Here is a 19,969-nt window from a genome sequence, read left to right as displayed (position 1 = left end):
GAGAGAAAACCCCTGGTCACGGGGGTGCAGCCGCCCGCGAGACCGCAACGACCCACCGACCGGCGGCGCAGACGGCGCCCCCGACTCACCCGCCCGAAGGGCGCGAAGCGCCCGTGAGGGCAGTGCCAGAGATCGGCCCGAGGAGAGCGTATGACCACCCTGCTGCACCACCGCGTGGACGGCGGCGAGGCCGCCCCGCCGCTCATCCTGGGCCCCTCGCTCGGCACGTCGCTCGCCGTTTGGGACGCCCAGGTCCCCGCGCTGGCGCGCACGCATCGCGTGGTCCGCTATGACCTGCCGGGCCACGGCGACTCGCCGGCGCAGCTCGTCCAGGCGGGAGCTACCGTCGCTGACCTCGGGCGGTTGGTCCTGGAGCTCGCCGACAGCCTCGGGATCGGGACGTTCGCGTACGCCGGCGTGTCGCTCGGGGGAGCCGTCGGGACGTGGCTCGCCGTCAACCACCCGGACCGGGTCCGCAGCCTCGCGCTGCTGTGCACGTCAGCCTGGTTCGGGGAGCCGGCGGGCTGGCAGGAGCGCGCCGCCTTGGTCCGGGCGAAGGGGACCGACCCGGTCGCGGACTCCGCCGCAGGCCGCTGGTTCACGCCGGACTTCGTGGGCGAACCGGCCGCCGAGGCACTGGTGGCCGACATGCGGGCCGCCGACGCGGAGGCGTACGCGGCGTGTTGCGACGCGCTGGCCGCGTTCGACCTGCGCGCGGAGCTGCCGGAGATCAGCGCGCCGACCATCGTGATCGCGGGCCGCGAGGATCCGGCGACGCCGCCGGCCCACGCGCGTGAGCTGGCCGACGGGATCCTGGGGGCGAGCCTCACCGAGGTCGCGCACGCGTCCCACCTGGCCAACGTCGAGCGCCCCGCGCCCGTACTGGCCGCGCTGCTCGGCGACTTCGCCGCCAACCCGGGCCGCCCCAACGACGACGGCGCGAGGTACGGCGCCGGAATGGCGGTCCGCCGGGCGGTCCTGGGCGACGCGCATGTCGACCGGGCCGTGGCCCGCACCACCGCCTTCACATCGGTGTTCCAGGACTTCATCACCCGCTACGCGTGGGGCGAGATCTGGACCCGGCCCGGCCTGAGCCGTAAGACCCGAAGCTGCATCACCCTCACCGCGCTGGTTGCGCACGGCCACCACGAAGAGCTGGCCATGCATGTCCGCGCCGCGCTGCGCAACGGCCTCACCCCCGACGAGATCCAGGAAGTCCTGCTCCAGTCGGCCATCTACTGCGGGGTGCCCGCGGCCAACGCCGCTTTCGCCATCGCCAACCGGATCCTCGAAGAAGAGGGGCACTGATCCTCATGCACACCACCGTCGGCATCATCGGCGGCGGCCCGGCGGGCCTGCTTCTCGCCCGTCTGCTGCACAACTCCGGCATCGACTGCGTCGTCCTGGAGAGCCGCGACCGCGCCTACGTCGAGCACCGCCAGCGCGCCGGCATCCTGGAGCAGTCCACGGTGGACGTGCTGCGCTCCTCCGGCGCCGGCGAGCGTCTCGACCGCGAGGGCCTGGTCCACGACGGCATCGAGCTGCGCTGGGACCGCAAGGCGCACCGCATCGACTTCCCGTCCCTCACCGGCGGCCGCCGCGTCTGGGTCTACGCCCAGACCGAGGTGTGCAAGGACCTGATAGCTCTGCAGCTCAAGGACGGCGCCCCGCTGCTCTTCGAGGCCCAGGTACTGGCCGTCGAGGGCGCCACTGCGAATATCAAGACTGGCGACCGGCCCGTGATCCGCTACACCCACGAGGGCCAGGACAAGACCCTCATCTGCGACTACGTCGTGGGCTGCGACGGCTTCCACGGCGTCGCCCGCGACGCGGTGCCGGAGAGCATCAAGAAGACGTACGAGCGGGTCTACCCGTACTCCTGGTTCGGGATCCTCGCTGATGTCCCGCCGTCCAGCGACGAGCTGGTCTACGCCCACTCGCCGCGCGGCTTCGCCCTGCTGAGCATGCGATCGCCGTCCGTCAGCCGGCTCTACCTCCAGGTCCCCAACGGCACCGACCCGGCCGACTGGTCCGACGAGCGGATCTGGGACGAGCTCGACGCCCGCTTCGCCATCGACGGTGACTGGACGCTGGAGCGAGGTCCCATCACCTCCAAGGGCGTGCTGCCGATGCGCAGCTTCGTCTCCGAGCCGATGAGCTACGGCCGGGTCTTCCTGGCCGGCGACGCCGCGCACATCGTGCCGCCCACCGGCGCCAAGGGCCTCAACCTCGCCGCCGCCGACGTCATCGTCCTGGCCAGGGCCTTCGCCAACTTGAAGGACACCGGCTCCGCCGAACTGCTCGACGCGTACTCCGACACCTGCCTCAAGCGTGTCTGGCGCGCCGAGCACTTCTCGTACTTCATGACCAGCACCCTGCACACCGACCCGGACCAGAGCGCGTTCGAGACCCGGCTGCAGATCTCCCAGCTCGACCGGATCGCCTCGTCCCCGTACGCGGCCGCCGAACTCGCGGAGAACTACGCGGGCTTGCACATCGGCTGAGCCGGCGGGTCCTTACCGTCCCATTACAGCCCTCGGGCGATCGTGGGAAGCCCTGGAACAAGGTCTAGTGTGGGCGGTATGGAAGAAATCGGCGCGCCGGTCGGCCGGCGCGTGATGCTCGGCATGATCGGGCTCGGCGCGGCGGGTGTCGCGTTCGGGGCCAAACTGCAGGGCGGCCTGGACTCCGCGCTGTCGGCGGTCAGCAGCAAGGACCCCACCGGGGTCACCGGTCTGCTGCCCGGCGGGGGTGGCTTCCGCTTCTACTCGGTGGCGTCCTCCATTCCGCACCGCTCGGAGACGGACTACCGGCTGAAGGTGAGCGGCCTGGTGGACAAAGCGGCCACCTACCGGCTCTCCGACCTGCGTGCCATGCCGCAGACCCGCATGGTCCGCGACGTTCAGTGCGTCACCGGATGGCGGGTGGACAACACCCCGTTCGAAGGCGTGAAGCTCTCGCACCTGCTGGACCTGGCGGGCGTACGGGACGAGGCCACCGCCGTCCGCTTCACCTGCTTCGACGGCGCCTACAGCGAGAGCCTGACCCTCAAGCAGGCCCGCCGCGACGACGTCATCGTCGCCCTCAAGATACAGGGCCAGCCGGTCACGAATGCACACGGCGGTCCCGTTCGCCTCTATGTCGCACCGATGTACTTCTACAAGTCGGCCAAGTGGCTGTCCGGGATCGAGGTCACCAAGGGAGTCGAGCCCGGCTACTGGGAGCACTACGGTTACGACGTCGACGCCTGGGTCGGCCGCTCCAACGGACGCAGCGATGACTCCACCTGACAAGGCGGCCACCGGCCGCCGTATCCGCCGCTTCACCCCGGCCGAGCACTGGGTGCACCGCACCACGTCCGCCCTGATGCTGATCTGCCTGGTCACCGCCGCGATGCTCTACCTGCCCGCGCTCGCCGAGATCGTCGGCCGGCGCCGCCTGGTGGTCACCGTCCACGAATGGGCGGGCATCATGCTCCCCGTCCCGGTCCTGGCCGGGCTCGCCTCCCGCGCCTTCCGCCACAACCTGAAGCTGCTCAACCGCTTCGCCTCGTACGACTGGAGCTGGCTGCGCGACGCCATACGCCGCAGGCCCGAATCACTGCGCCTGGCGGGCAAGTTCAACGCGGGCCAGAAGGTGTACGCGTCCTTCGCGGCCGGTGCCGCGCTGGTCATGATCGGCACCGGTCTGATGATGTGGTTCCCGAACATGGTGGTGGTCACCCTGCGCACCGGCGCCACCTTCGTCCACGACTGGCTGGCGCTGGCCATCGGCGCGGTCGTCATCGGCCACATCTGGATGGCCGCACGCGATCCCGAGGCCCGCCTCGGGATGCGTACGGGCTTCGTCACCCCGCAGTGGGTCCGCGACCATCACCCCAAGTGGCAGCACGACGGGGCGGCGGAGGACTCACAGGTCAAGGACAAGCCGCGCACCCCGGCAGCGTGACACGCAGATCATCATGGTCTCGCCCGTGGCCTGCTCCTCGGCGGTGAGCACCGCGTCCCGATGGTCCGCCTCGCCCTCGACGATGTCGGTCTCGCAGGTGCCGCAGGTGCCCTCCGTGCGGGAGTACAGCACCTGGACACCCGCGCCCTGAACGGTGGTCCAGGATGCTGCGCCCCGGCGGCACCGTCAGCGTCAGCCCGGAAGCTGAAGCACCAGCTCGAACGCGTCCGAGGCGGCCTCCGGGTCCGCCGCCTTCGCCTGGAAACGCTCCGTGTGCGCGGTGCAGCGCTCCTCCACCGCGTCCAGCAGCGGCCCCGAGCCACAGCAGTGGACAAGGCGCCCCCAGCGGGCGTCACCGCTTTCCGCTACCCGCTGCGGGCGCCGGTTCTGGCGACGCGCCCGGCGGGGGAGGCATGGGCCGGTAGCGCTCCTGGATGGCCACGGGCACATTACTGCCTGCCGGTGTGATGATCAGGAAGCGCTGACGGGCAGCGGACTTCGCCGGCTTCGGAGGGGTCAGCACCTGGCGCAACAGCCCGATTGCCTGGCCGACCTGGGCGCCTGAAGCGTTTGCGGTAAACATGGTGAGCGCTGCCTTGTGGCCAAATGGTGCTGTCCGGTTCTCCGTGAGCCAGAGCGTGTAATTCTTTCCGGGATCCAGGCCTGTGGCCGCGACTTGGAGGAGGTCCAGGGCGCCGAGCGCATTCACGGAGACGGTCGCGTGCGCCCGCCTGCGGCTGCCTTCCGGCGCGCTCAACGTGAGGTGACCGGCGTGACCCGCGACCCCGAGGGGCTGCAGGTTGGCCGTACCCGTGCCGGATGGGACGGCTTGGGGAACGTAGATCAACTGCTGCGGCTGCTGTCCGATGGGGATCGTGGCGATCACTTTGTTCTTGAGTGTGTCGATGGCGATCGCGGCGTCCTGGTTCTCGAGGCCGACGTAGACCCGCGTACCGTCGCCCGAGACCCAGATGCCGTGCGGCAGATTGCCGGTGGGGATGGTGGCCACCAAGGCGGGTACCTTGCCGCGCCGGTAGACCTTTACGACGTTTTCCCCGCCTACCGTCACGTAAGCGAACTTACCTACTTGGTTGTCGACAAGCGTGACGTGATTGCTGATCGGCCCGGTGTTGATCGTCGCAAGGATGCGGAAGGGGGGACGGGCGCTCATCACCTGTGTCTTGCCGCTGTCTTTGAGCGTGAACCAGACCTCGGTCCCGTCCCGGCTCACGGCCAGATTGGGTGAGAAGGGGCTGGCCTGGGGGACTCGAGCCACGACCCGGTACGTCCGGGTGTCCACCACGCTCACTTCGGGGGTGAAGCTCGAGGGCACGAAGGCGTATCGGCCATCCGGCCGGAACATCACCATTCCCGGTCCGTTCGCCGTCTTGACGCGGCGCTTTTCTTTCATCCTCACGGGATCGATCACTGACACGTAATCCTCCCCGCGGACGGTTGCCCATAGTTCCTTGCCGTCGGGCGTGAAGAACGCCTCGTGCGGTGAGCGGCCGATGTAGACAACGCCCTTCACTTTGTTGGTCGCTGTGTCAATCAGTGTGACCGAGTTGGAGCCGATGGAGACGATGGCCAGGGTCTTGTGGTCCGGAGAGAAGCCCCCGCCATGCACCAGCAATTGGTTCTTGTACAGCGGGCTGAGCGAACCGGGCACGGGGTCACCGAGACGGATCACGCCCAGGAGCCGGTTGGCGGCGGGGTCGATCACCGAGACGGTGTTCGAGGTCTGGTCGGCGGTGTACACGCGGTCGTGGCTGGAGATGGGGATCACTGGGTCTGATCCCGCATCGGCCCCCTGAGCTGCATCTTCCTTGCCCTTGCGTATCGGCTCCGGCGACGGGCCGGATGGGGGCCTCGACGACATCCGGCTCTTCATCACCCCGATCTCCTGCTGCTGCGTGACGATGATCTCCTGGGCCAGTCTCCGCAGTACAGGGTCCTTACCGTGCTCCAGGACCGCCTTGGCCATGTCGATGGCCCCCTGGTGATGCGGCACCATCATGGCCGCGAAGTCGTGATCGGCATCGCCGGTCATGGGGGAATCTGCCATGGCTTCCATCATGACTTCCATGCTCTTGTTCATCTCTTGCGTGAACGGTCCGTGCGCGCTCACCGGCGACGGGTGAGTATGCGGTGACGCGGCCCTCCCCGGCCCATCGGACTGACACGCGACCAGGCCCAAAGCGAGGAATCCCGCTGTTCCGGCCACACCCAGTCGGCGAAGTGCGCTGCCCTTCACGCGTTTCTCCCTGCTATCCGCCTGGCATGCGTATGGACACGTCTGACCGTTGCCCGGCTGTGGTTCCGCACTGGTGGCCGCCTGGTAGCACATGCATCTTGGCGCCGTATTCGTGCGTGGTCCACGGGGGACCACGCACGACGTCTCCGTTGGTCGGTGAACGTCAGTCTTTTCAGCCCATGCGTGGGCTGTCATCCCCAGTCGTGCAATCGGGTGATGTGGCAAGTTCGGCTGGATGGGCTGATGAGCTCGGCGTAGCGGCCGCCGTTTTCGTTTGACCGCCCCCCGCTGACGTAAGCGGAAACCCGCGCCGAATCCGCGCGGCTCTTGCCCGGCTCAACCCTGCGCCGGCTGCTGTTCTGGCGGTATCTGCTGGCGTACCAGGCCCGCTACTGGGTCAGTCGATCACGTAGCCGTTCTCCCATGGCCTGGACAAGGCCCGCTACCCGGAACTCGTCGCGGCGAGCCAGGCCCTCTCCGACACCCTCATGCCCATCGCGGGCCGTATCGCCCCCGACCCGGATGCTGCTTTCGACCTGCTCGTACGCATCGCCTCGGCCGCTCACGGCCTGGCGCTCTTCCTCCAAGAGGGCATCTTCGAATTCGAGCGCGACCGCCAAGCCAGCAAGACCGCCATTGGCATCCACGTGAATCCATGCGTCGGCCAGCCTCTCGTGGGCCGGGGTCAGACGAGTTGGTCGCCGAGGACGGACAGGAACTCAAGTCTGTTGTGGCTTTCGCTGCCGGGTTTGGCGGTGAAGACGGTGAGGATCCCAGGGCGGCGACCGTCGCGCCTGCTTCGTAGCGGGCGCGCAGTTCCGCGGCGAGATGGCGCCGGGCTGCCTCCTGGCCCTTGTCGAGGCGAAGCTGGCGGGTTTCGCTCGGGGTGCGCACGGCGGTTCCCGCCGAGTGCAGCCGGTTCATGACGGTGCCGTGCGACAGTCCGGTGGCGGGGTCGCGGGCCTGGCCGCCGGGTGCATGCCACTGGGCTGGGATCTCGTCGGCGCGCGGCGCGGGCACCAGGACCTGCCGACCGTCACGGACGACGACGGCTTTGCTGCGGTGCTCGGCCCGCTGTTCCAGTGCCTCCCGGTACGCGGCGCGTTCGGCGCCATGGACAGCCTATCGGCGTGCTGCGATGCCTGCGGTGCCGTAGCGCTGGGCGGCCATTCCAGCCCTGAGCGGGTAGCACCTCAGGCCGGGTAGCAGCCTTGAGGTGGCTGTTACCGGTGCCTTCCAGCCTGCGTGCGGAGCAGCGCGGCGGAGCCGTCGGTCAGGAGGGCGGCGTCCCAGCGGCCGAGGCGGACGCCGTGCGGCGTGAGGTCCGCCGGCCCGCGAGGGCGACGGCGAGTACGGCTCCGCCGGGCGGCGCTTCCAACGCGACCCGGTCGCGGCCGGCGTGGATGGTTCGGACCGTGGCGGAGGCCCGCCCCCGCCGGGTCATCACGTTGAGGTTGACGACGGGGCCGTCCGGCAGCCGGCAGCCGGTCTCGGCATCGCCCGGGAAGGCGAAGGGCTCAAAGGGCTTGGCCACGACGGCCGGTGCCCCGGCGACGGACAGTTCCATGCCCTGGCCCTGGGCCGTGGTGATGATCCGGTCGACGTCGCGGAAGCCGGAGAAGGGGCCGCTTTCCGTGACGTCGGCGAGGCTGATCCGCCAGTCGAAGTCCGCCATGCCCGCCCCGGCCGGGCCCGCGGCGATCTCGCGGGTCAAGCCGCCGCCGTTCCTCCAGGCCGTCGCCGTGCGCTCCGAGGCCCGCAGGATCCGTATCGCCATCAGTGCGATGCGGGCGGCGCGGTCAGATAGGCGATGACCATGTCGCCGAGCATGCGACGGTAGTGCTCCCGAGTCCCGCCGGCGACCAGGTCGCGGCCGAACAGGGAGCCGAAGGTGTGCCGGTTGGCGACCCGGAAGAAGCAGAACGAGCTGATCATCATGTGCAGGTCGACCGCGTCGATCTCGGCGGTGAAGACGCCCTCGGCGCGGCCCGCTTCGAGGATCCGGCCGATGACGTCGATCGCGGGCGTGTTGAGCTTGCTGAGCGTGGGGGAGGCCGCCATGTGCGAGGCATCGTGGATGTTCTCGATGCTGACCAGGCGGATGAAGTCCGGATGCGCCTCGTGGTGGTCGAAGGTCAGCTCGGCCAGCCTGCGGATCGCGGCGAGGGGCTCGAGGTGCTCGACGTCGGCTTCCTGTTCCTGGCGGCGGATCTCGGCGTAGGCGCGTTCCAGGACGGCGGTGAAGAGCTGCTCCTTGCCGCCGAAGTAGTAGTAGATCATCCGCTTGGTCGTGCGGGTGCGAGCCGCGATCTCGTCCACCCGGGCTCCGTCGTACCCCTGGCGGGCGAACTCCTGCGTCGCGACATCGAGGATCTCGGCCTGCGTCCGTGCCGCGTCGCGCATGCGTCCGGCGGGGCGCGTCGGCGGGGGGACGGCTGACATGCGGCTCCTCGGGTACGGCTGGTGCGGTGCCGCCCAGTTTAGGGTGAGCGATGAGGCCTGCGGCGATCCGGGGCCGGGTAGAGCGGCACGGGGGCTTCACAGATGGCACCCCGGTGGCGTATTACTAACGTACCAGTTCGTACATTACGTGGATGTGAATGATGCCGAACACCCGTGACGAGTCCGCCACCCCCGCCGTGCTCGTCCTGAACGGCCCCAACCTCAACCTCCTCGGTCAGCGCCAGCCCGAGATCTACGGCTCCGACACCCTCGCCGACGTCGAGAAACTCGTCGTCGACGCCGCCGCCCGCCACGGCTTCACCGCCGACTGCCGGCAGAGCAACCACGAGGGCCAGCTGATCGACTGGATCCACGAGGCCCGGCTCAACCACGCGGCCGTCGTCATCAACCCCGGCGGCTACAGCCACACCTCCGTCGCCCTGCGCGACGCCCTCGCCGCTTGCGACGGACTGGTGATCATCGAGGTCCACATCTCCAACATCCACAAGCGCGAGGAGTTCCGGCACCACTCCTACGTCTCCGGTGTCGCCGACGGCGTCATCGCCGGCTGCGGTATCCAGGGCTACGCCTTCGCCGTCGACCGCGCCTGCACCCTCGTGAACCTCCCTGGCCTGAGGGCCGGGGCTTCTGTCTTGCGCTGACTGGTCAGGTGGCGTGGACGGGTGTCCGGCCAGCACCCGTGGGGGTGGTGGTGCCGTCTGTCTGGTCGGTGCTGTCTCCTCGTGGTGAGGGGACGACAGCTACGCCCGCGGTGGTGCTGCGGGTGGCCCGGTTCGGGGCGCTACGCCGTGCTCGTGGCGATGACCATGGTGACTGTCGGCACTGCCGATGTCCCCGGACTCGCTGCCCGCTGGGGGCGGGGCCTTTTCCTGAGAGGCGTGCGCAACGGTTGCCGGACCGACCCCGCCCGCCGAGTCCCCGAGGCAGTCAACGCCAAGCTGGCCGACCCGAATTTGACGCCGAGGGAGGTTACGCGGCTGCGCGGTCACATTGCTGCGTTCGCCGATTCCTGAAACCGATGGTCTGACAGTGGCCCAGGCTGGTGGACCCAGCCGTAGCCCACCTCGTCGCGACGTCGGTCGGCGCGTCGTCGCCGGCCCGGGACCTGCTCACCGTGTTCGCCAAGGAGTGCAGGGCGGGCGGGTGAAGGACGTGGCGTCTCCCGTACTGCGTGACCGTCCGCCATTGAAGGTAGTCCAAGGCCCTCGTCGGTCTGAGCAAGGCCATCCCGCGCGGGCTGTCCAACCGCATCTCGGCGCGTTCAGGCCGGCGTTACGAGTAGGCGGCGACCGAAAGAGGATGGGTGCGGGGGCGACAGCCGCCCCCGCACCCGACAGGCTCTATGCCGCGCCTCCGGGGATCCCCACCCCGCCGGCCGCCGAGATCCGGTCGATCTCCGCGATCTCCTCGTCCGTCAGCGGATCCGCGTCCAGCGCCGCCAGATTCTGGTCGAGCTGCGCCACGCTGCTCGCCCCGATGAGGACCGACACCACGCGCGGATCCCGCAGTACCCACGTCAGGGCGAGCTGCGCGAGTGACTGTCCGCGTCCCTCGGCGATCTTGTTGAGCGCGTGCAGAAGGGCCAGCCGCTCCTCCGTCAGCGCGTCGCGCTTGAGGAAGTGGCCGACGGCCATCCGGGAGTCCTCCGGGACGCCGTGCAGGTAGCGGTCCGTCAGCAGGCCCTGTGCCAGCGGTGAGAAGGCGATCAGGCTGGTGCCGGTCTCACCGATCGCGTCCAGGACGTCTTCCTCGAGGCCGCGCGACAGCATGTTGTACGCGGACTGGTGGATCAGCAGCGGAGTGCCGAGCTCGCGCAGGATCTCCGCGGCCCGGCGGTGCTGCTCGGCGGGGTAGTTGGAGATACCCGCGTACAGGGCCTTGCCCTGCTGTACTGCCGTGGCCAGGGCGCCCATGGTCTCTTCGAGGGGCGTGTCCGGGTCGAAGCGGTGCGAGTAGAAGACGTCGACGTAGTCCAGGCCCATCCGGCCCAGCGACTGGTCGAGGCTGGCCAGCAGGTACTTGCGCGAACCCCACTCGCCGTACGGCCCGGGCCACATGTCGTAGCCGGCCTTGGTGGCGATGAACAGCTCGTCGCGGTACGGCCGGAAGTCGGCGCGGAAGTGGGTGCCGAAGTTGGCCTCGGCGGAGCCCGCCGGCGGGCCGTAGTTGTTGGCGAGGTCGAGGTGGACGACGCCCCGGTCGACGGCGCGACGCAGGATGGCGCGCTGGGTCTCCAGCGGCGCGGTGTCCCCGAAGTTGTGCCACAGGCCGAGCGAGACGGCGGGCAGCCGGACGCCGCTGCGGCCGCAGCGGCGGTATTCCATGGAGTCGTATCGGTCGTCGGCCGCGAGGTAGCTCACGCGAAAACTCCTGGGTCAGGTGCTGATGTAAGAAAATGTGCGGGATTGTGAGGCTACAGGCCCGGCTCCGGCGAATCCATCACGTAGCGCAGGCCGCCGAGCAAATGCTGTCGGAACATCGGGTCCGCGTACGCCTCGGGAGAGTGGCCGAGAGCGGTATAGAAGGTGCGGCCCCCGCCCGTGCTGCCGGAGTCGCGGCACCACACCAGCGGGTGGTCGGCGCCCATGCCGCCACCGTCGTACGAGGACTCGTCCGCCGACGCCAGCACCCGCACCGAGCCGCGCGGGCTGGCCCCGAAGTCGTACCACTCGTCGGTGAACGGCCAGACCGGGCCAAGATGTCCGGTGGCTGGATGGCCGTGGTCCTCGACGGTGACCAGTCCGGGCTGCAGTTCCGGGTGCCGGGTGAAGCGGGCACCGAGCAGCTCGCCGTAGTACGGCCAGTCGTACTCGGTGCACGCGGCTGCGTGCACGCCCATGAAGCCCCCGCCCGACTCGGCGTACGCCCGCAGGGCCTCGCGGCCTCGCGGGGTCAGGACCTCACCGCTGGTTGACAGGAAGACCACCGCCCGGCAGCAGCCGAGGCCGTCCGCGAGAACCTCCGGGTCCTCGGTGGCCTCGACGCCGAAACCGTGCTCGGCGCCCAGCGCATGGAAGGCCGCGATGCCGTCGGGGATGGAGTCATGGCGGTAGGCGGTGGTCCGGGTGAAGACCAGGACCGGGGCAGGAGGCATGGCCCACACCCTAGACATGGCGGTGGGAGGCGTGCGATGCAGGGTCACAATTGGCCCGATAGTCATGCACAAGTCACACTCCGACATGGCGTTTCCATGCACTTCCGGGCAAATTACCCGCGGGTGACGGGCGTCACTCATGAAATACCGTACGGAATGCCGTGAGCACTGTGCGTCCATATTGGCGCCACCTTGTGACTCCACCGATTGATTGAATTACTCACCGTCAGGGATCTGTGCACGCAGAGCGGACACTTCTCACCCAAAGTCATCGAATTCTAAGATCGATTTGCGGCTTTCTTGATCCCATGTTTATGCGCCTTGCTCAGTCGCGATGCCGTCGTCTAGCTTCACAGTCCCGCAGGTCAGATGCCTGCGGGATTCTCCCGGGCGGAACGCCGAATCCTGCCGCCGCCCGGTGAGCAACCCCTGAGCACTTAAGGGCAGGAGCGGGGGACCCAGGTAATCGCCGTTCCGTCGGTCACGGAACGGCTTGGGGTGAAGTCGCCGTGCAGCACCGTTAATTCGGGCTGCCCGCGGCCGGGCATCTCCAGCCCGAACCCGACAGCTTACCTCGCAGGCGTCGGAGAGGAATTCCGCATGCCCGCAAAGGGAAAGCACCGTCGCGTCCGCACGAGCCGATTCAGCCGATTCGGCGTCACCGCCGGCACGGCGGGTGCCGCCATCGCGCTGCCTGTGGTGGGTGCTACCGGCGCCCACGCCGCCTCCGTGACCACCTGGGACAAGGTCGCGTCCTGCGAGAGCACCAATAACTGGAGCATCAACACAGGCAACGGCTTCTACGGCGGCCTGCAGTTCACGCAGAGCACTTGGGCGGGCTTCGGCGGCACCCAGTATGCACCGCGCGCCGACCTCGCCACCAAGGACCAGCAGATCGCGATCGCCGAGAAGGTGCTCGCGGTCCAGGGCCCGCAGGCCTGGCCGGTGTGCGGCCCCAAGGCCGGTCTGACCCGGTCCAGCGCTGACACCTCCTCGGCCCCCGCCGCGTCCTCGGCGACCACTACCAAGAAGACGACCGAGACCAAGTCCTCGACCGCTTTGTCACCTTCGTCGTCTTCGTCCGCTTCGACCTCGTCGAAGTCGAGCGGCGGGAGCTACAAAGTCGTCAGCGGCGACACCCTCTCCGAGATCGCGGCCGCCAAGGGCGTGGCTGGTGGCTGGCAGAAGCTGTACGCCGCCAACAAGAGCGTCATCGGCGGCAACCCGGACCTGATCTACCCCGCCCAGGTCCTGACGCTCGGCCAGAAGGCCGCCGCCTCGACCGCCCACACCTCTTCGTCCTCCACCACGGAGCACAAGAGCACCTCCTCGGCCGCGAAGTCCTCCTCGTCCGGCACGAGCACCTCATCCGGTTACACCGCTCCGGTGGACAACGTGGTCCTGGGTACCCCCTACCACGCCGCCGGCTCCATGTGGGCCAGCGGCTACCACACCGGCCAGGACTTCATCGTCTCCACCGGCACCAAGCTCAAGGCCGTCGCCAGCGGCACCGTGGTCACCGCCGGTTGGGGCGGCGCCTACGGCAACCAGGTCGTCATCAAGCTCGCCGACGGCAAGTACGCCCAGTACGCCCACCTGTCGGCGCTCTCCGTCTCGGTCGGCCAGTCCGTGTCCGAGGGTCAGCAGATCGGCCTTTCCGGCGCGACCGGCAATGTCACCGGCCCGCACCTGCACTTCGAGATCCGTACCACCCCGAACTACGGCTCGGACATCGACCCGCTGGCCTACCTCCGCGCGCACGGCGTGAACATCTGAGCAAGGCTCACCCAGATCCATGTGCCTGTCCCCGCGGCGGCGGGGGCAGGCACATGCCTTTGTCCATTGACTGAAACGGATCTCATATTTCCGGTTTTTATTCCCTCTCGAACTGGCGATCAGTAGCCTGACTGGGCACTCCTGGCCACTTCCGAACGCCTGACGAGCTGGAGACACCGATGGTGGAACGTCCCGCCTGGGCACCGCAAGGTATCGACCTGTCGGTACCGAGCGTGTCCCGCATCTACGACTACTACCTGGGCGGCTCGCACAACTTCGAAGCCGACCGGGACGCGGGTCGGCGGGCGATGGAGGCCTTTCCGGGACTGCCGAAGATCATGCAGGCCAACCGGGCGTTCATGCGGCGCGCCGTCAGATACGCGGTGGACCAGGGCGTGACGCAGTTCCTCGACATAGGCTCCGGCATACCCACGTTCGGCAATGTCCACGAGGTGGCCCAGGCGGCGAGACCCGGCGCCACCGTCGTCTACGTGGACCACGACCCGGTCGCCGTCGCGCACAGCCGGGCGGTCCTGGAGGGCAACGAACGAGCCGACATCGTCTCGGCCGACCTCCGCTCGCCGCGCGACATCCTCGACAGCGAGCCGGCCCGCCGCCTCCTCGACCTCAGCCGTCCGGTGGCCCTCCTGCTCATCGCCGTACTGCACTTCCTCGAGGACGCGGACGAACCGAGCAAATCCGTCGCCGAGCTGCGCGACGCCCTCGCCCCCGGCAGTCTGCTGATCCTCACTCACGCCTCCACCGACGGCGGCCCCCGCAAGCCCGAGGAGGGCGACAAGGTGGAGGGCGTCTACCGCAACATCGGCTCGCCGCTGATCATGCGGTCGCGTACCGAGGTGGAGCGCTTCTTCGACGGCTTCGAACCGGTCGAGCCCGGAGTTGTGGCGATGCCGCTGTGGCGTCCCGACGGCACCGACGACGAAGACGATCCCGTCATCTACACCGGCTTCGCGGGCGTCGGGCGCAAGGCGTGACGACCTCGGTGGCCGAGGACAGGGCCGACGGACTGCGGCGCTTCGCGGCCATCTGGAGCCGGGCCATCTACCCGGCCACCGCCACTTCGATGACCCGCGCGGAGTTCGAGGAGTACCTCCTCCGGCTGGCCGGCGGCCTCAGCGAGGCGCTGCGGGCCCAGCCGTTCGACCCCCGGTTCGGCGGCGACACCGGGGCCGCGCTGGTCGCCGCGCACTGCACCGACCCCGAGGCGCTGCCCCGCATCCTCGGCGTCATCGACTCCTACCTGCTGCTGTACTGCCCGCCCGGTGAGGCCGTGCCGGCCGACGAGGCCGCCGCCCGCTGCGGCCGGCTCCAGCACTGGCTGGCCGCCGGGTACGCCCGCAGCCTGCGCGACCGCACCCTCGCCGAACAGGAGGCCCTCTCCCGCGCCGCCCTCGCCGCCCGCACCGAGGCCGAACAGGCCCTGCACGAAAGCGAGGCCCGCTTCCGGGCCGTCTTCCAGGGCGCCTCCATCGGCATCGGCATCGCCGGCATGGACGGCTCCATTCTGGAGGTCAACGACACCCTCACCCGCATGTTCGGCGGCTTGGAGCACCACGTACGCAGCCGCAATGTCAACGACTGGGGCCATCCCGACGACGGCCCCGGAACCTGGGACATGCAGCGCCAGGTGGCCCGGGGCGAACGCGACCACTACAGCATCGAGAAGCCCTACTACCGCACCGACGGCACCGTGCTGTGGACCAATCTCGCCGTCTCGCTGCTGCGTGACCCGGCCGGCACCCCGCAGTACATGCTCGCCCTCCTGGAGGACATCACCGAGGAGCGGCTGTTGCGCGAGCGGCTGCGCTTCGAGGCCACCCACGACGCGCTCACCGGCCTCGCCAACCGCACCCTGTTCTTCGAACGCCTCGAAGAGGCCCTGGCTCCCGGCACCGGCGCCGCCCGTATCGGCCTGTGCTACCTCGACCTCGACGGCTTCAAGGACGTCAACGACAGCCTGGGCCACGCCGTCGGCGACCTGCTGCTGGTCGCGGTCGGCGAACGGCTCCAGGCCTGCGTCACCTCGCCGGGGCAGCTGGTCGCAAGGCTCGGCGGCGACGAGTTCGTCGTCATCGTGGTCGACCCGAAGGCCCGCTCCGAGGTCACCGCCCTGGCCGACCTGATCCTGGGCGCCCTGGCCGCCCCGATCCGTATCGAGGGCCGGGAGTTGTCCGTCCGCTGCAGCATCGGCATCGTCGAGGGCCCGGCCGGCGCGCTCGGCCCGGCCGAGGCACTGCGCAGCGCCGACATCACCATGTACCGGGCCAAGGCCGCCGGCGGAAACCGCTTCGCGCTGGCCGACCCGGACGCCGACGCCCGCGCCATCACCCGGCACGGGCTGGTCAACCGGCTGCCGACCGCCCTGGAGCGCGGGGAGTTCTTCGTCGAGTACCAGCCCCTGGTCCGGCTCTCCGACGGCAGCGTACGCGGCGCCGAAGCGCTGGTCAGATGGTGCCACCCGGTCCACGGCACCCTCGGGCCCGACCACTTCATCCCGCTGGCCGAGGCCACCGGGCTGATCGTGCCGCTAGGCCGCTGGGTGCTGGAGCAGGCCGCCCGACAGGCCCGCGACTGGCAGTTCCCGGGCCTCGACGGCCCCCCACTGCGGGTCAACGTCAACCTCTCGCCCTCCCAGCTCCACCACCCCGGGCTGGTCCCCGAGACGGTCGCCGCGCTCGCCGAGGCCGGCATCGAACCCTCCGCGCTGTGCCTGGAGGTCACCGAGAGCGCCCTGATCGGCGCCGACGAGGACCTGCTGCGCCCCTTGCGGCAGTTCGCCGAACTGGGCGTTGACATCGCCCTCGACGACTTCGGCACCGGCTACTCCAACCTCGCGTCGCTGCGCCAACTGCCCATCACCACCCTGAAGCTGGACCGCTCCTTCACCCGGGGCATGCAGCACCAGCCCGTCGACCCCGTCGACGTCAAGATCGTGGACGGCATCGTCCAGCTCGCCCACACCCTCGGCCTCTCGGTGACCGTCGAAGGCGTCGAGACCGGACTGCAGGCCGAGCACCTGCGCGTCCTGGGCTGCGACACCGCCCAGGGCTGGTACTACGCCCGCCCCGGGCCGCCCGAGCGGCTGCACGCCCTCTCGCTCGTCGACGCCAGCAGCACCTGAGCCCGGTTTCCCGCCGATACCCCCATTACTCCGGTTCCGGATGAGTCGAAGGGGAAGGATGGGGGAGAGGGCGAGATGAACCGTAATGACTCGATACGAGGATACGGACGGCGGCAATCCGCCGGATGACCTGGTCGACGCGGCCCGTACGGCTCGCGTCACCGTGGACGGCCACGGCCGGATCACGGAATGGAGCGAAGGGGCCCGCCGGCTGTTGGGCCACGAGGCCGGGGAGATGATGGGGCGGCCCGCAGCCCGGCTCCTCGCCCAGGAGCCCTCCGAAGAGCAGCGCCGCTCGCTCGCGGAACTCCCGAGGTGGAACGGCCGCGTGGCGCTCCGCCACCGCGACGGCCACCGCGTCGACACCGGACTGCTGGCCCACCGCCGCACCACCGGCAGCGGTGACACCGAGTGGCTGCTCGTGTCGCCGCTGACCGGCACCCAGGCCCGCCCGGAGGACGACCGCCTGGGCCGGCAGGCCTTCACCCAGTCCCCCTGCTGCACCATGGCGCTGTACGACACGCGGCTGCGCCTGCGGCGGGCCAACGAGGACATGCAACGCGCCATGGCGCTCAGCGAGGACGACATGCGCGGCCTCCGGGTGTCGGAGATCATCCTGGATCCGCAGAGCGACAAGACCGAGCGGGTCATGGCCCAGGTGCTCCAGGACGGCGAGCCGCGCTACGTCGAGATCTACCTTCGTACGGTCGGCGAGAGCCGCGAGCACGCCTGGAACGTCTTCCTCAGCCCCCTGAAGGAGCCCGACGGGACTATCCGCGGCGTATGCCTCGCCGCCCACGACATCACCGAGCAGCACGGGGCACGGCAGCGGCTGCAGTTGCTCAACGACGCCGGGCTGCGCATCGGCACCACCCTGGACGTCGAGCGCACAGCGCGCGAGCTGGCCGAGGCCGCCGTGCCCGCGCTGTCCGACTTCGCCAGCGTCGACCTGCTGGAGAGCATCTACCGCGGTGCCGAACCCGACACCGGGCCCACCCCGTCGTCGGTGATGCTGCGCCGCGTCGCCCTTGCCTCCGTACTCGAGGGCACGCCCGAGGCCGTCGTCGCCCTGGGAGCCGCAGACTCCTACCCGGCCTTCTCCCCACCTGCCGAGTGCCTGGCGACCGGCCGCCCCGTCGTGCAGCGCCTCGCCGACCCCGCCCTGGCGCAGTGGGTGTCCGAGAACCCGGTCCGGGCGGAGCGGATCAGCCGGTTCGGGGTCCACTCGATCATGGCCGTGCCGCTGCGCGCCCGGGGCACCACGCTCGGCGTGGTCATCTTCTTCCGTCACCAGCGCGAGGACCCCTTCGAGGACGACGACATCCTGCTCGCCTCGGAGATCACCGCCAGAGCCGCCGTCTGCATCGACAACGCCCGCCGCTACACCCGCGAGCGCACCACCGCGCTGACCCTCCAGCGCAGTCTCCTGCCCCAGAGGATCCCCCGGCAGGCGGCCGTCGAGGTCGCCTCCCGCTACCTCCCGGCCGGCGGGGCGGCCGGCGTGGGCGGCGACTGGTTCGACGTCATCCCGCTGTCCGGGGCCCGCGTCGCCCTGGTCGCCGGGGACGTCGTCGGCCACGGCATCCAGGCCTCCGCGACCATGGGCCGGCTCCGTACCGCCGTACGCACCCTCGCCGACGTCGATCTCCCCCCGGACGAGCTGCTCACCCACCTCGACGACCTGGTCACCAGGGTCGCCGCCGAGACCGACCCGGACGACGACAGCGCGGCGTCCCCCGGCTACCTCGGCGCCACCTGCCTGTACGCGGTCTACGACCCGGTGACCGGCCTCTGCGCCATCGCCCGGGCCGGCCACCCCGTACCCGCCCTGGTCACTCCGGGCGCCACCGGCAGGCAGAGCGTGGAGTTCCTCGACCTCCCGGCCGGGCCGCCACTCGGCCTGGGCGGACTGCCCTTCGAGTCGACGGAGGTGGAGGTACCCGAGGGCAGCCTCATGGTGCTCTACACCAACGGTCTGATCGAGTCCCGCGACCGTGATCCCGACCTGGGGCTCGCTGTGCTGCGCGAGGTGCTCGCCACGCCGGCGCCGACCCTGGAGGCGGTGTGCGATCAGGTCCTGGAGGCGCTGCTGCCGGAGCGCCCCACCGACGACATCGCGCTGCTCGTGGCCCGTACGCGGGTACTCGACCGGGAGCAGGTGGCCACCTGGGACCTGCCCGCCGAGGCCTCGTTCGTCGCGGAGGCCCGCAAGGCCGCCGTCGGGCAGCTTGTCGCCTGGGGGCTGGAGGAGGCGGGGTTCACCACGGAGCTGGTGGTCAGCGAACTGGTCACCAACGCCGTCCGCTACGGAGATGCCCCGATCCAACTGCGGCTGATCCACGACCGCACCCTGATCTGCGAGGTCTCCGACGGCAGCAACACCGCGCCCCACCTGCGCCGCGCCAGGCTCTCCGACGAGGGCGGCCGCGGCCTGCTCCTGGTCGCCCAGCTCTGCCAGGCATGGGGCACCCGCCAGTCGTACGGGGGCAAGACCATCTGGGCCGAACAGGCGCTCCCCGTCGCCCTGTGAGCGCCCCACTGCTCCAACAACGCCGCATCGCACTGCTGACCCGGATCCGCGACGCGCTGGAGGCCCGCCTGTGAGTGCACTTCCCGCCCGCGCGGACCTCCCGGACCGGCCATGGAGGCGCGCTCTGAGACAGCTCGCCGGAAGGAGGCAGCCGATGACCGTACAACCCGAGGTCGTTGTGGCAGGTCCCGACACCAACGTCGGCCGGCTCCACCTGGAGGCCCGCCGATTCAGCGGGCGCATCGGCGACCTCGTCGACGGCGCGCCCGACCACCAGGAGCGGACATGACTCCACAACCACCCGGCACCGGCCGCGGCCGCCCCGCGGCCGGTGCCCGCCAACCGGTAAGGCAACGAAAAGGAAGCGAGACCCTGATAGCCAACACCGAAACCGCGTTGAAGGACGCCATGACCTCCATCGAGGGCGTCATCGGCGTCGCCCTCGTCGACTACGGCAGCGGCATGGCCCTGGGCACCCTCGGCGGCACCAAGGACCTCGACCTCACGGTCGCGGCAGCCGGCAACACCGACGTGGTCGGGGCCAAGATGCGCACCATGGAGATGCTCAACATCAAGGAGGGGATCGAGGACATCCTCATCACGATCGGCTCCCAGTACCACCTGATCCGGCTGGTCAGCGGCAGGGCCGGCAAGGGCCTGTTCCTGCATCTCGCCCTGGACCGGGAACGCGCCAACCTGGCGATGGCACGCCACCAGCTCAAGCGCATCGAAGCCGACCTGGACGTCTGAGGCCGGGGCCCG

At 69.8% G+C, this 19,969-nt stretch carries 18 protein-coding genes, 1 pseudogene and 1 riboswitch; of the genes and pseudogenes, 12 read left to right on the top strand and 7 right to left on the bottom strand.

Going from position 1 to position 19,969, the window contains the following annotated elements; genetic code table 11:
• Window positions 1-150 precede the first annotated feature (150 nt).
• The 4 genes from pcaDC to EFK10_RS34190 all read left to right on the top strand — a co-directional run bounded on the left by pcaDC (window position 151) and on the right by EFK10_RS34190 (window position 3,948).
• Window positions 151-1,308 (top strand): bifunctional 3-oxoadipate enol-lactonase/4-carboxymuconolactone decarboxylase PcaDC, encoded by a 1,158-nt coding sequence (gene pcaDC / locus EFK10_RS34205; RefSeq protein WP_127359528.1) that lies wholly within the window; start codon window positions 151-153, stop codon window positions 1,306-1,308.
• Window positions 1,309-1,313: 5 nt separating this feature from the next.
• Window positions 1,314-2,504, top strand: coding sequence for a 4-hydroxybenzoate 3-monooxygenase (locus EFK10_RS34200; RefSeq protein WP_127359527.1), 1,191 nt, complete (start codon window positions 1,314-1,316; stop codon window positions 2,502-2,504).
• 78 nt (window positions 2,505-2,582) lie between these two features.
• A complete protein-coding gene (locus EFK10_RS34195) occupies window positions 2,583-3,290 on the top strand; it encodes a molybdopterin-dependent oxidoreductase (protein WP_127359526.1) in 708 nt (235 codons plus the stop codon).
• Entirely contained in the window at window positions 3,277-3,948 is a 672-nt protein-coding gene (locus EFK10_RS34190) for a cytochrome b/b6 domain-containing protein (protein WP_127359525.1), read from the top strand. The genes EFK10_RS34195 and EFK10_RS34190 overlap by 14 nt, the downstream gene beginning before the upstream one ends.
• Here the strand turns inward: EFK10_RS34190 and EFK10_RS52880 are convergent.
• The 3 genes and pseudogenes from EFK10_RS52880 to EFK10_RS48000 all read right to left on the bottom strand — a co-directional run.
• A pseudogene (locus tag EFK10_RS52880) lies at window positions 3,910-4,290 on the bottom strand (2Fe-2S iron-sulfur cluster-binding protein); the annotation flags it as partial. The gene EFK10_RS34190 and the pseudogene EFK10_RS52880 overlap by 39 nt on opposite strands.
• 10 nt (window positions 4,291-4,300) lie before the next feature.
• Window positions 4,301-6,076, bottom strand: a complete 1,776-nt coding sequence (locus tag EFK10_RS34180) for a DUF305 domain-containing protein (RefSeq protein WP_164836260.1) — start codon at window positions 6,074-6,076, stop codon at window positions 4,301-4,303.
• A gap of 515 nt (window positions 6,077-6,591) precedes the next feature.
• Window positions 6,592-6,849 (bottom strand): hypothetical protein, encoded by a 258-nt coding sequence (locus EFK10_RS48000; RefSeq protein WP_164836259.1) that lies wholly within the window; start codon window positions 6,847-6,849, stop codon window positions 6,592-6,594.
• Between the two features lie 286 nt (window positions 6,850-7,135).
• Here EFK10_RS48000 and EFK10_RS47995 point away from each other — a divergent pair, with 286 nt between their 5' ends.
• Entirely contained in the window at window positions 7,136-7,408 is a 273-nt protein-coding gene (locus EFK10_RS47995; protein WP_164836258.1) for a hypothetical protein, read from the top strand.
• Between the two features lie 67 nt (window positions 7,409-7,475).
• On the opposite strand, the gene EFK10_RS34165 is transcribed toward EFK10_RS47995, so the two are convergent.
• Both EFK10_RS34165 and EFK10_RS34160 read right to left on the bottom strand, forming a co-directional pair.
• On the bottom strand, window positions 7,476-7,979 hold the full coding sequence (locus tag EFK10_RS34165; protein WP_240677650.1) for a HutD/Ves family protein: 504 nt from the start codon (window positions 7,977-7,979) through the stop codon (window positions 7,476-7,478).
• Window positions 7,979-8,644, bottom strand: coding sequence for a TetR/AcrR family transcriptional regulator (locus EFK10_RS34160; protein WP_127359523.1), 666 nt, complete (start codon window positions 8,642-8,644; stop codon window positions 7,979-7,981). The genes EFK10_RS34165 and EFK10_RS34160 overlap by 1 nt, the downstream gene beginning before the upstream one ends.
• A gap of 161 nt (window positions 8,645-8,805) precedes the next feature.
• Here EFK10_RS34160 and aroQ point away from each other — a divergent pair, with 161 nt between their 5' ends.
• The gene (aroQ, locus tag EFK10_RS34155) at window positions 8,806-9,306 is read left to right on the top strand and encodes a type II 3-dehydroquinate dehydratase (RefSeq protein ID WP_127359563.1); all 501 of its coding nucleotides are present in this window, start codon (window positions 8,806-8,808) and stop codon (window positions 9,304-9,306) included.
• A gap of 699 nt (window positions 9,307-10,005) precedes the next feature.
• Here the strand turns inward: aroQ and mgrA are convergent.
• Window positions 10,006-11,025 carry an L-glyceraldehyde 3-phosphate reductase gene (gene mgrA / locus EFK10_RS34145; protein ID WP_127359522.1) on the bottom strand — a complete coding sequence of 340 codons (1,020 nt, stop codon included), beginning with the start codon at window positions 11,023-11,025 and terminating at the stop codon, window positions 10,006-10,008.
• A 53-nt stretch (window positions 11,026-11,078) separates the two neighbouring features.
• Window positions 11,079-11,759: a ThuA domain-containing protein gene (locus EFK10_RS34140; protein WP_127359521.1), complete on the bottom strand. Its 681-nt coding sequence runs from the start codon at window positions 11,757-11,759 to the stop codon at window positions 11,079-11,081.
• 416 nt (window positions 11,760-12,175) lie between these two features.
• Window positions 12,176-12,357: riboswitch (cyclic di-AMP (ydaO/yuaA leader) on the top strand.
• Between the two features lie 2 nt (window positions 12,358-12,359).
• On the opposite strand from EFK10_RS34140, the gene EFK10_RS34135 reads away from it, so the two are divergent.
• The 6 genes from EFK10_RS34135 (at window position 12,360) to EFK10_RS34110 (ending at window position 19,957) form a co-directional block, all read left to right on the top strand.
• Window positions 12,360-13,535 carry a transglycosylase family protein gene (locus tag EFK10_RS34135; RefSeq protein WP_127359520.1) on the top strand — a complete coding sequence of 392 codons (1,176 nt, stop codon included), beginning with the start codon at window positions 12,360-12,362 and terminating at the stop codon, window positions 13,533-13,535.
• A 182-nt stretch (window positions 13,536-13,717) separates the two neighbouring features.
• Window positions 13,718-14,530 (top strand): SAM-dependent methyltransferase, encoded by an 813-nt coding sequence (locus tag EFK10_RS34130; protein WP_127359562.1) that lies wholly within the window; start codon window positions 13,718-13,720, stop codon window positions 14,528-14,530.
• Entirely contained in the window at window positions 14,527-16,677 is a 2,151-nt protein-coding gene (locus tag EFK10_RS34125; RefSeq protein ID WP_240677649.1) for a putative bifunctional diguanylate cyclase/phosphodiesterase, read from the top strand. Before EFK10_RS34130 ends, EFK10_RS34125 begins: the two co-directional genes overlap by 4 nt.
• An 85-nt stretch (window positions 16,678-16,762) precedes the next feature.
• A complete protein-coding gene (locus EFK10_RS34120) occupies window positions 16,763-19,207 on the top strand; it encodes a SpoIIE family protein phosphatase (protein ID WP_127359519.1) in 2,445 nt (814 codons plus the stop codon).
• 154 nt (window positions 19,208-19,361) lie between these two features.
• A complete protein-coding gene (locus tag EFK10_RS34115; protein ID WP_407647211.1) occupies window positions 19,362-19,496 on the top strand; it encodes a roadblock/LC7 domain-containing protein in 135 nt (44 codons plus the stop codon).
• Between the two features lie 86 nt (window positions 19,497-19,582).
• Entirely contained in the window at window positions 19,583-19,957 is a 375-nt protein-coding gene (locus EFK10_RS34110) for a hypothetical protein (RefSeq protein WP_127359560.1), read from the top strand.
• Window positions 19,958-19,969: the final 12 nt, after the last annotated feature.

This window comes from Streptomyces soli, from assembly GCF_003999195.1.
In the GTDB taxonomy this organism is placed as follows: Bacteria; Actinomycetota; Actinomycetes; order Streptomycetales; family Streptomycetaceae; genus Actinacidiphila; species Actinacidiphila soli.
This window is presented reverse-complemented; position numbering and strand designations above follow the sequence as displayed.

Excerpts from the sequence above, each read along its gene's own strand:
- EFK10_RS34165 (WP_240677650.1), bottom strand. The coding sequence starts at position 7,979 with ATGGCGATACGGATCCTGCGGGCCTCGGAGCGCACGGCGACGGCCTGG.
- EFK10_RS34200 (WP_127359527.1), top strand. The coding sequence starts at position 1,314 with ATGCACACCACCGTCGGCATCATCGGCGGCGGCCCGGCGGGCCTGCTT.
- EFK10_RS34120 (WP_127359519.1), top strand. The coding sequence starts at position 16,763 with ATGACTCGATACGAGGATACGGACGGCGGCAATCCGCCGGATGACCTG.
- EFK10_RS34190 (WP_127359525.1), top strand. The coding sequence starts at position 3,277 with ATGACTCCACCTGACAAGGCGGCCACCGGCCGCCGTATCCGCCGCTTC.
- EFK10_RS34160 (WP_127359523.1), bottom strand. The coding sequence starts at position 8,644 with ATGTCAGCCGTCCCCCCGCCGACGCGCCCCGCCGGACGCATGCGCGAC.
- aroQ (WP_127359563.1), top strand. The coding sequence starts at position 8,806 with ATGCCGAACACCCGTGACGAGTCCGCCACCCCCGCCGTGCTCGTCCTG.
- EFK10_RS34135 (WP_127359520.1), top strand. The coding sequence starts at position 12,360 with ATGCCCGCAAAGGGAAAGCACCGTCGCGTCCGCACGAGCCGATTCAGC.
- pcaDC (WP_127359528.1), top strand. The coding sequence starts at position 151 with ATGACCACCCTGCTGCACCACCGCGTGGACGGCGGCGAGGCCGCCCCG.
- EFK10_RS34115 (WP_407647211.1), top strand. The coding sequence starts at position 19,362 with ATGACCGTACAACCCGAGGTCGTTGTGGCAGGTCCCGACACCAACGTC.
- EFK10_RS34195 (WP_127359526.1), top strand. The coding sequence starts at position 2,583 with ATGGAAGAAATCGGCGCGCCGGTCGGCCGGCGCGTGATGCTCGGCATG.
- EFK10_RS34140 (WP_127359521.1), bottom strand. The coding sequence starts at position 11,759 with ATGCCTCCTGCCCCGGTCCTGGTCTTCACCCGGACCACCGCCTACCGC.